The sequence below is a fragment of the Lacticaseibacillus boliensis genome, assembly GCF_054784775.1.
Map to the genome: position 1 here is coordinate 1 of NZ_BAAIHN010000057.1, position 9,035 is coordinate 9,035.

The following is a 9,035-nucleotide window of genomic DNA, read 5'->3' on the forward strand; positions in this document are numbered from 1 at the left end:
CCAATCAGCACTGAACCATCGTCCCAGACGTATTCTGAACTATCTTCGACCATGCGATTACTACCGACGCATGGCTTAACAACCTAGACCACTATCAAGGATTCGTTATCATCGTTGCACTTGACTTGAAAATTGAGGCAGTCAAATACGCTGATCGCTCAGGCGGTACTTACAGCTTCAGCAATCCCAAGGGTGAGCTTTGCGTGATCATTCGCCGGAAAAACACCTACGCGCTGTACCAACTGACGACCAACTAAAGCATTCAAATAGCCCAGACTCGGCGCATCAGCTTACGCTGGGTCTGGACTATTTTTCTGTGCGCACTTATTTAACTGGCTTAATATACGGCACGCGGGCGACGGTGACGCCAACGCTGGTGCCGGCCACATTAGCGGCGCCCGCCACCTTCGCCAACTGCTCGGTCGTACCAGTGAGAATCACCCCACGAAACCGCAAAGTTTTGGCGGAAGCCTTGAGGGCCAGCTTCATCCCAGCGCTCCGTGTCTGGTTTCCCCAGTACCCACGCAAAGCCGTTTGCCAATCCTTAAGCTGACGATTGGGACCTTGATCATAACTGAGATCCATCCCAATCGGGTTTTCGACTAAGCCACTATTATCGCCTTCCAGGGCCACACGCTTGGTGTCGTTAAAGACATACCCCCAGGTCAAATTGACATTTTTTGGCACCCATTGCTTCAGTTCCGCATACGTCACGGCGCGGGAAAAAGTCACTGCAATTTCGCCCACATGGTTGGGTAACCGACTCAAGCTTCGAGCTTCATTCGGTAGGTCATGGGTGTGCGTGTAAAAGCGGGCCACTTTCTGCAGGGTCGTGTTTTGAAACTGCTGGCGATCTGTGTTTTCATCAAGGCGATTGGAAACCGTCTGGGTAAAACTCTCGTCCATTTCCCAGTCTTGGAAACTGTAATGCGACGTGTATGTTCCCCAAGGCACCACATAACCATCAATTTCCTTATATTCCTTGGTGACAACATTCCCGCCAAAGCTGGAATTATTAGCAAGCATTTCACTGGCCACTGTCACATTCGGCTCCGCCACCAAATGATAATTCGTGAGCGCGGTGTACAAGGCATCGGTTTGACGCCCACATAATTGGTTGAGGCCACTATAGGCGAGCGGTCCCCCAATGATTAAGACAATCACGGCAATCAGCACCATCATTAGGTGCTGGCGCCATTTGGCTTTGCGTAAGGCTTGATCTAACATCTTATGTTTCCTCCCATTGACCGCGCAACTGCTTCCGTGCGCGAGCTAACATCGTTTTGACACTGGCCGGTTTGATGGCCAGCAGTGCCCCGATTTCTTCATATGAAAAGCCGTAGTAATACTTCAGCGCCACGAGCTCCTGCTGGTTGGCCGGGAGCGGCGCAATTAACGTCGCAAAGCTTTGCGGCGTCAGCGTACTGGCTTCCGGCAGCTGCTGCGTCAAGGTTTCGCGGCGGTGTTTGCGCAGTTCATCGAGGCAGGCGTTCAGGGCAATCCGGTAAAACCAGCCATCAAAATTGCGCACTGACAAGTTGGGCAGCAGGATAATGATTTTTTCATAAGCCGTGGCCACGGCATCCTCGGCATCGGCCCGTTGAATGCCCCGCGCTTGCAGGCGCTGCACCACTTGCTGGCCTAATGTCAGCAAGTGAGCATCAAAGTCTGACTTTACCATCTCACCCCTCCTTCCCTTAATAAGACGTTTGAACCAGCCTTAAAGTATACAGGTAATTTTTGAGGGACGGATTTACAATTCAAGTGCAACAAATTAACAAATCAAAAAGACTCAAAGCCCGAGTCCCTGTAGAATGGAATTACCACAACACCATATACAAGGAGAATCTGACTTTGAGTCCGTACAATCATCTTACCTTAATCAACCGAGAAACGATACTCGTCGGCCTCAAAACTGGGCTGACCCAAACTGAAATTGCCACTCGGATCGGCTGTTCAAGAAGTACTGTTAGCCGTGAGATCAACCGCAATGGCGGTTGGCAAAACTACTCAGCTGCTACTGCTCAAGCCAATTACCAACAAGCGAGATTAAACAGTCATAGATCCAGGATTCTGAGCAATTCCGAGACCAGAGATCGTATCGTCAACTATATCGTCCATAATCATTGGTCTCCTGAGCAGATCTCAGCCCGCCTAGCGCATGAACATGATGCGCTCCATATCAGCTATACGACGATTTATCGCGGGATACAACTGCATAATCTGGGAGTTAAGAAGAACCATGGCGCGCGTGGTTTTGCTCGTAAACTACGTCATCACGGCAAGACTCGTAAGGTAAAAGGAACAGTGAACGAAACACGGGGCAAACTGAACAATGCCCCATCGATACACGACCGTCCGGCCTCCGCTAATCATCGTACCCGCTTTGGTGACTGGGAAGGCGACACTGTGCATGGCAAGAGAGGGCACTCGGCCTTGATCACGCTAGTCGACAGAAAGTCACGGTATCTCTTATCGGAGCGTGTGACCAAAGTGGATTCAGAGAGGGTCAAGCAGGGAATGATTGATTTGTTTCTGACCCTATCGCCTGAACGGGTACGCTCGATCACCCCTGACCGCGGGACTGAATTCTCTCAGTACAAGGAGATCGGCGAGGTTCTGAACGCAAAAATGTTCTTTCCAGATCCGCATGCACCACAACAGCGAGGTACAAACGAAAATACGAATGGTCTACTTCGCGAATACTTTCCTAAGCATACCTACCTTGACAACATAGATGACCAACAAATTGCTTTCTTCGTCGAACAACTGAATAACCGACCCCGCAAGGTCTTAGGCTGGAGAACTCCCTCCGAAGTCTTTTGGAACAAAAAGTTGCACTTGGTTTGACAATTCGTCCCGTGGGGACTTCAACGAAACAGGCTTATCTCACGGCAATCGCGGTGCAGTCCGAAAACTCAGGCATCGCGGTAAGACTAGACATACTAAAGGCCACATTGAACGCCGGGGCAAGATTCAGATCAGTAACACCATTCATGAGCGACCTTTGGCCGCCGATGACCGTACTGAAATTGGTCATTGGGAACTGGATACGGTTGCCGGAAAAACTGGTAAGGCTTGTGCAGTCACAATGGTTGACCGCTACTCCAGGTTCTGCTTGATTGGAAAAGCAGACAAAAAGAAATCAGCTGAAGTAGCCCAGATTGTCCTGGCTTTGACAGCTAAGCTCCCTATCAAGGACGTTAAAACCATCACACCAGATCGTGGCAAAGAATTCGCTAAACACGTTGAGATCACAGAAGAAACTGGTATTGAATTTTACTTTCCAGATCCACACGCTCCTTGGCAAAGAGGCACGAATGAGAATACAAACAATCTGCTCCGTGAGTATCTTCCTAAGTCTCAAGACATGTCTGATATTCCTGCACCAGAATTCGCAGAGTACGCTCATAAATTGAATATCCGGCCCAAGAAGTGTCTGGGTTGGAGAACACCCTACGAAGTTTTCTATAATGAGACTTTGCACTTAATTTGACAATTCACCATCTAAAAAAGCACCAGCCGAAAAGCTGATGCCTAAACAATCAAAACAATTACGCTTTAGTAGCCAATACCGAAGCCCCAGTGTGCAAGCTTACCGGCAGGGTATATTGGGTCTGGAGCTGAACTTTGTTGTCTTTGATACGCTGACGCAAAAGATCGATCATCAAGTCCGCCAAATCTCCAATAGGTTGCACCACGGTGGAGATTTGGGGTTGATAATCTTGGATCAGGCGGGTGCCATCGAAACCCACTAATTTCAATTGTTCTGGAATTTTTAAACCCAGTTCCTGGGCCACATTCCCCACCAGAATCGCCGTCAAATCATCACTGCAAAAAACCGCATCGGGTTTCAAAGTGGTCAGGTGTTGTCTGATCTCCACTCGTTTTAACGTGGGGGACATGCTAAAGGGCAATTCCAGCACGTAGGTGGGCAAATGGGCTTGTTCCAGGCTGTCTTCATAGCCTTTGACCCGTTGATTGGTGGGACTGTTAGGGCGATTGGCCCCAGAAATCATCACAATACAGGTGGCCCCGGTCTTGATCAACAGCTCTGTAGCCAATTTACCCCCGGCGTAATTATCAGAACTGACGATGGGAATATTATCCCCCAAATGCCGGTCAAAGGAGATGATTGGCGCGTCCACATGGTTATATTCACTAATGGCTAAATTGTGGGTCCCGGTGATGATGCCCGCCACTTGGTTGGCCTGCAGCATACGCAGATAAGACCGTTCCGTGTCAGCATTATTCACCGAGTTACATAAAATCACCCGATAATCCAAAGCCGATAGTTTATTTTCTAAAGTTTGGACCAATTCCCCAAAGAAAGGATTGCTGACCCCGGGGAAAATAAGGCCGATCAACCGGGAACTTTTACCCTGCAAGGAGCGGGCCACGCTATTGGGTTGATAATTCAACTTGTGCATGGCCGCAAAAACCTTGGTCTTCGTCTTTTCAGATAGGGAGCCGTAGTTGTTGATGACCCGGGAGACCGTGGTCACGGACACGCCAGCCAATTCTGCAACATCAGCCAATTTTGCCATACGAATCGCCTCCTTAATTAATAAATTGTTTGTAAACGGGTCCCGCTGACTTCAAAGCCGTCCGCCGCCAGTTGGCTGGTATCTAACTGATAGGTATCCGCCTGCCTAGGAAATAGGCGGCCAGATATAACTTGCGCGCCGTCATTCACATACAGCTCAAAGGCCGAGTGGTCCAACCATAGGGTTAAATGAAGGGCAGTCGCCGGTAATTGAATGCTGCGGGTGGTGCCATGGTCTAAGGCCACCGCCTGACCCATTTGCCGCCGGTCCACGGTGAGACTATGGGCTTGTTCATCAAAACTAAGGGTCAATTTATCGCCGCTGTGCTGGGCTTTAATTTGCAATTGCCCCTTGGGAAAAGTGGCAAAGTCAAACTGCAACTTTTCTTGCAGATGTAAGTCGGCAGTTTTTGGGGCAAAGTTTTCCGCTGCCAAGCCTTGGGCCACGGGCTGTTGGTGCAGTTGTCCGTCAACTAACGTCAAGTGCTTCACCAAAGAAAAACAGCCCTGCCAATTTTCAGCATCAGAGGGATAAGTGGTGTCGGGCAAGCCTAACCAGCTAATGGCATAAGCCTGGTCATCCGGGGCATTGAAAGCTTGGGTAGCATAGACATCAAAGCCCCCATCCAGGTTTTGTGGGCCAGTTGGGTTGATAAAGCTAAAGGTGTCCCAATCAAAGGCTTCCCCCACAATGTACATATTGGGGTAAATATTATCATAACTGGCAATGGTTTGGGACAGCCCCTGGGGACAAAAGATCAACACGGGCCGTTGGTCAATAAAAATCAGATTGGGACATTCAATCATATAGCCTAGGTTTTGATCACTAAAGTGTAATTCTCCCTTTAAGGTCCGGGGACCTTTGGGGTCTGGGGCCTGGTAGGCGAGAATGTGGGCGGTATCGTCTTGTTTCCGGACGCCAATGAAGGCGTAGTAGGTTCCCTCATGTTCAATTAACTGGGGATCCCGGAAGTGGTCGGTATAGCCGGCCGGGATGTCCCCAATTAAAGGCTGAGCCAGCTTGTGTAAAGTCCCATTTTGGTCTAAGGTAGCCCCTAATTGATAGGGGTGGCGTTGCCAGTTGTCATCCCGGACATTGCCCGTGTACATCAAAAATAATTCTGACCCCACAGCCAGTGCCGAGCCGGAATAAGCCCCATGGCTTTCGTATGTCGTATCCGGGAGAAGTTTCAACCCGTCTGCCGTCCAATGGGTCAAATCTGGGGAAGTTAAATGGACCCAGCTCTTCAAGCCGTGCACCGGGCCGAAAGGGAAGTTTTGATAAAAGACATGCCATTGGTGATTGTAATAAGCAAAGCCATTGGGGTCATTTAATAAACCGCTGGCTGGTTGGATATGATAGCCTAAGTGCCAAATAGAGTCTTGTTGTTGTTTTTGTAATTGGCTGATCAATTTTTTTGAATAAGCGCTATAGGGTCGATAACGTTGTGCCGTAGTCCATTGCTGCATGGTATTCGCCTCCAAAAAAGATAAACGTTTTCATGCTGTTATTATAGCAGATAGCGCCACTAAAAATCAAAAATCGATAAACGTTTGACAATTTGAAATGAATCTATTACAATGGATTTATCGAATACAGAAATCGCTTACATGGGAGGCCAAAACATGGATCATGGGAAAGCAGCAAAAGACATTCTGGCAGACGTGGGGAAAGACAATATTTTAGCCGCCGCCCACTGTGCCACCCGTTTACGGTTGGTGATCAAAGATGAAGCTAAAATCGATCAAAAAGCTTTAGACGCTAACGACGCCGTTAAAGGCACTTTTCGGGTCAACGGCCAATATCAAATCATCATCGGCCCTGGGGATGTGGACAAGGTCTATGACCACTTAATTAGCTTGACTGGCCTAAAGGAAGTTACCCCAGACGACTTAAAGGCTATTTCCGCCAAGGGTAAAAAAGATAATCCGCTGATGGCTTTGGTTAAAGTGCTATCCGACATTTTTGTACCTCTTATTCCAGCCTTAGTGGCCGGTGGGTTATTGATGGCTTTAAATAACGTCTTGGTATCCCCGGGCCTATTTAGCGCCAAGTCCCTGGTGGCCATGTACCCGGGCATCAAGGGGATCGCCGAAATGATCAACCTGTTTGCCTCGGCACCCTTTGCCTTTCTGCCCATCCTATTAGGTTTCTCCGCCACCCGACGTTTCGGGGGGAATGCTTATCTGGGGGCCACCATGGGGATGATCATGGTGATGCCCGCTTTAGTCAACGGCTACAACGTGGCTGAAATCGTGGCCAAGGGCACCATGCCCGTTTGGAACATTTTCGGCCTGCACATCGCCCAAGCCGGCTATCAAGGCCAAGTCCTGCCCGTGTTGGTAGTGGCCTTCATTTTAGCCAAGGTTGAAAAGTGGCTCCATAAACGCATGCCCGCTACCCTGGACTTTATTTTCACCCCGATGATCAGTATCATCTTCGTGGCCTTCTTGACCTTTGCCTTTGTAGGCCCGATTATGCGGACTGTGGGTAACGGCTTAACCGACGGGATTGTTTTCTTGTATAATACCACTGGTTTTGTGGGCTCCACGGTCTTCGGGTTATTCTACTCCCCGATTGTCATTACCGGGTTACACCAAAGTTTTCCGGCCATCGAAACCCAGCTTTTGGCCAACGTGGCCAAAACCGGCGGCGATTTCTTCTTCCCAATCGCCTCCATGGCTAACGCTGCCCAAGGGGCGGCTGCTTTAGCTATCTTCTTCTTATCTAAAGATGAAAAACAAAAGGGGTTGGCCTCTTCTTCTGGCCTGTCCGCCCTCTTAGGGATCACTGAACCCGCTATCTTTGGGGTCAACTTGAAATTACGCTTTCCATTCTTTATCGGCATGATTGGTTCTGCCGTGGGTAGCTTATTGATCGGGATTTTCGGGGTTTGCTCCACTGCCTTAGGGGCCGCGGGGATCATCGGTTTCATTTCCCTCCCGGTTAAATTCTACCTGCCATTCTTCTTGGCCATTGCCTGCAGTATCGTGGTGGCCTTCACGGGGACCTTGGTTTATGGCCGCAAAGCCATGGCCAAAAACGTTGAACCGGAAGTTCAGACCAATGAAGCTGGCGATGTGGTAAGTGCTGCCGACGCCGCTGTCAGCGATGCCGTGGTCAACGCACCGGTTGCCGGGGTGGTTGAAAGCTTGAAGCAAGTCAATGACCAAGTCTTTTCCGCTGAAATCATGGGGAAAGGGGCTGCCATCAAACCCGCTAGTGATGACGTCTTAGCCCCAGTCACCGGTGAAATCACCGTAGCTTACCCCACGAAACATGCTTATGGCATTAAGGCCGCAGACGGGGCGGAAGTCCTGATCCATCTGGGCTTAGACACCGTCAATCTTGAGGGTAAGTTCTTCACCAGTGATGTGCAACAAGGCGACCAAGTCCAACAGGGAGACAAATTAGGCACCTTTGACGTGAAGGGCATTACCGAAGCTGGCTACGACCCTACGGTGATGGTGGTCATCACCAACACCAATGATTACGGGGATGTGAGCCGCATCGACGTCACCGACGTGAAAGCTGGCGACCCCTTGATTGCCCTGCAAGAACCAACCACGGACAATCAAGCCGCCACTACGAATAGCTAGTAACAACTGAAATACTGGTTACCTTAACCAAGGCCCCCCTTGGATAGGGACCAGTATTTTTTCGTAAATTGCAAGAACAAGTTAGCCAGTCGTTGAGGACAATCCCAGAACAGGCCGTTATCAAATAGAAGTTGTGGCGCTAGAGAGACTACTGGGCCATGCGACGAACGCGCCGAGCTTCGGCCTCAAAGTTTTGCTGGGGTGTGCAGTAGCCCTGTTGTTTGCGAGGCAACTGATTCAAGCGGTCTTGCGTGGCCTGCACTTGACTAGGGCTAATGTCATCTAGGGACATGCCCTTAGGGAAGTCCTGGCGGATCATCCGGTTATGTGCCTCGTTGGTGCCACGGTCGCAGGACGTGTAAGGATGGGCGTAGAAGATCTCAGTTTCCGTCCCAGCAAAAGCAGTATTTAACCTGGATTATTCACCTCGGTATTTGGGACATGAAATCGCATCTGGCCGGTCTGAAAGCAACGTTTGGAGCGTTGCGAATACTGACTGAGCGGAGAAGTTGGTGATTGATGCACCACGAACAGACCGACCCAGTTTTCGGCTCGACGCACGACCTATTCAGTTATTCGATTCAGGTCGCCAACTGATGGACTTCGTCCATGAGCCGACTAAACCAGTTCTTGTAAACATAGTTAGAAGCAAGATGAATCACCACACGACGGTCTTCCGAGACAAAGAGCTGTTTAAAGAGCTGAACCAGGTTATAGGCAATACCGGTGATCAAGGCTCGTGCAGTGTTCCGTGCAAAAGTCGAGCTGTCTGTTTTGTCAAAGCCAAACCCGCATTTCAGCTCCTTAATTTGGTTCTCAGCATTGCCCCGCTGTCTATAGGTCTTGAACAAAGTCTCTGGAGCCTCGGAGGCCAGGCTGGTCACTACGA

8 protein-coding genes and 2 pseudogenes are annotated in these 9,035 nt (G+C 49.7%); 4 read left to right on the plus strand and 6 right to left on the minus strand.

Going from position 1 to position 9,035, the window contains the following annotated elements; translation table 11 throughout:
• The first annotated feature begins 125 nt into the window (after positions 1–125).
• On the plus strand, positions 126–257 hold the full coding sequence (locus tag ACYVRB_RS13700) for a hypothetical protein (RefSeq protein ID WP_461216000.1): 132 nt from the start codon (positions 126–128) through the stop codon (positions 255–257).
• 67 nt (positions 258–324) lie between these two features.
• Here ACYVRB_RS13700 and ACYVRB_RS13705 read toward each other — a convergent pair whose 3' ends face one another.
• Positions 325–1,227, minus strand: a complete 903-nt coding sequence (locus ACYVRB_RS13705; RefSeq protein ID WP_461216001.1) for a sigma factor regulator N-terminal domain-containing protein — start codon at positions 1,225–1,227, stop codon at positions 325–327.
• A 1-nt stretch (position 1,228) separates the two neighbouring features.
• The gene (locus ACYVRB_RS13710; RefSeq protein WP_203628640.1) at positions 1,229–1,681 is read right to left on the minus strand and encodes an RNA polymerase sigma factor; all 453 of its coding nucleotides are present in this window, start codon (positions 1,679–1,681) and stop codon (positions 1,229–1,231) included.
• Between the two features lie 173 nt (positions 1,682–1,854).
• Here ACYVRB_RS13710 and ACYVRB_RS13715 point away from each other — a divergent pair, with 173 nt between their 5' ends.
• Entirely contained in the window at positions 1,855–2,850 is a 996-nt protein-coding gene (locus ACYVRB_RS13715; RefSeq protein ID WP_461216002.1) for an IS30 family transposase, read from the plus strand.
• Positions 2,851–2,860: 10 nt separating this feature from the next.
• Positions 2,861–3,496: pseudogene (locus ACYVRB_RS13720) on the plus strand (IS30 family transposase); the annotation flags it as partial.
• Positions 3,497–3,554: 58 nt separating this feature from the next.
• On the opposite strand, the gene ACYVRB_RS13725 reads toward ACYVRB_RS13720, so the two are convergent.
• Both ACYVRB_RS13725 and ACYVRB_RS13730 read right to left on the minus strand, forming a co-directional pair.
• The gene (locus ACYVRB_RS13725) at positions 3,555–4,547 is read right to left on the minus strand and encodes a LacI family DNA-binding transcriptional regulator (protein ID WP_461216003.1); all 993 of its coding nucleotides are present in this window, start codon (positions 4,545–4,547) and stop codon (positions 3,555–3,557) included.
• Between the two features lie 17 nt (positions 4,548–4,564).
• Positions 4,565–6,016 carry a sucrose-6-phosphate hydrolase gene (locus ACYVRB_RS13730; protein WP_461216004.1) on the minus strand — a complete coding sequence of 484 codons (1,452 nt, stop codon included), beginning with the start codon at positions 6,014–6,016 and terminating at the stop codon, positions 4,565–4,567.
• 156 nt (positions 6,017–6,172) lie between these two features.
• Between ACYVRB_RS13730 and ACYVRB_RS13735 the strand changes: the two genes are divergently transcribed.
• Positions 6,173–8,146: a sucrose-specific PTS transporter subunit IIBC gene (locus tag ACYVRB_RS13735; protein WP_461216005.1), complete on the plus strand. Its 1,974-nt coding sequence runs from the start codon at positions 6,173–6,175 to the stop codon at positions 8,144–8,146.
• A gap of 148 nt (positions 8,147–8,294) precedes the next feature.
• Here the strand turns inward: ACYVRB_RS13735 and ACYVRB_RS13740 are convergent.
• Both ACYVRB_RS13740 and ACYVRB_RS13745 read right to left on the minus strand, forming a co-directional pair.
• Positions 8,295–8,558: pseudogene (locus ACYVRB_RS13740) on the minus strand (IS30 family transposase); the annotation flags it as partial.
• A gap of 169 nt (positions 8,559–8,727) precedes the next feature.
• The coding region (locus ACYVRB_RS13745) for a transposase (protein ID WP_461216006.1) at positions 8,728–9,035 on the minus strand (308 nt) is incomplete at its 5' end.

What these genes read in the sequence shown, in the direction of transcription:
- ACYVRB_RS13735 (WP_461216005.1), top strand. Translation starts at nt 6,173, where the DNA reads ATGGATCATGGGAAAGCAGCAAAAGACATTCTGGCAGACGTGGGGAAA.
- ACYVRB_RS13725 (WP_461216003.1), bottom strand. Translation starts at nt 4,547, where the DNA reads ATGGCAAAATTGGCTGATGTTGCAGAATTGGCTGGCGTGTCCGTGACC.
- ACYVRB_RS13705 (WP_461216001.1), bottom strand. Translation starts at nt 1,227, where the DNA reads ATGTTAGATCAAGCCTTACGCAAAGCCAAATGGCGCCAGCACCTAATG.
- ACYVRB_RS13710 (WP_203628640.1), bottom strand. Translation starts at nt 1,681, where the DNA reads ATGGTAAAGTCAGACTTTGATGCTCACTTGCTGACATTAGGCCAGCAA.
- ACYVRB_RS13730 (WP_461216004.1), bottom strand. Translation starts at nt 6,016, where the DNA reads ATGCAGCAATGGACTACGGCACAACGTTATCGACCCTATAGCGCTTAT.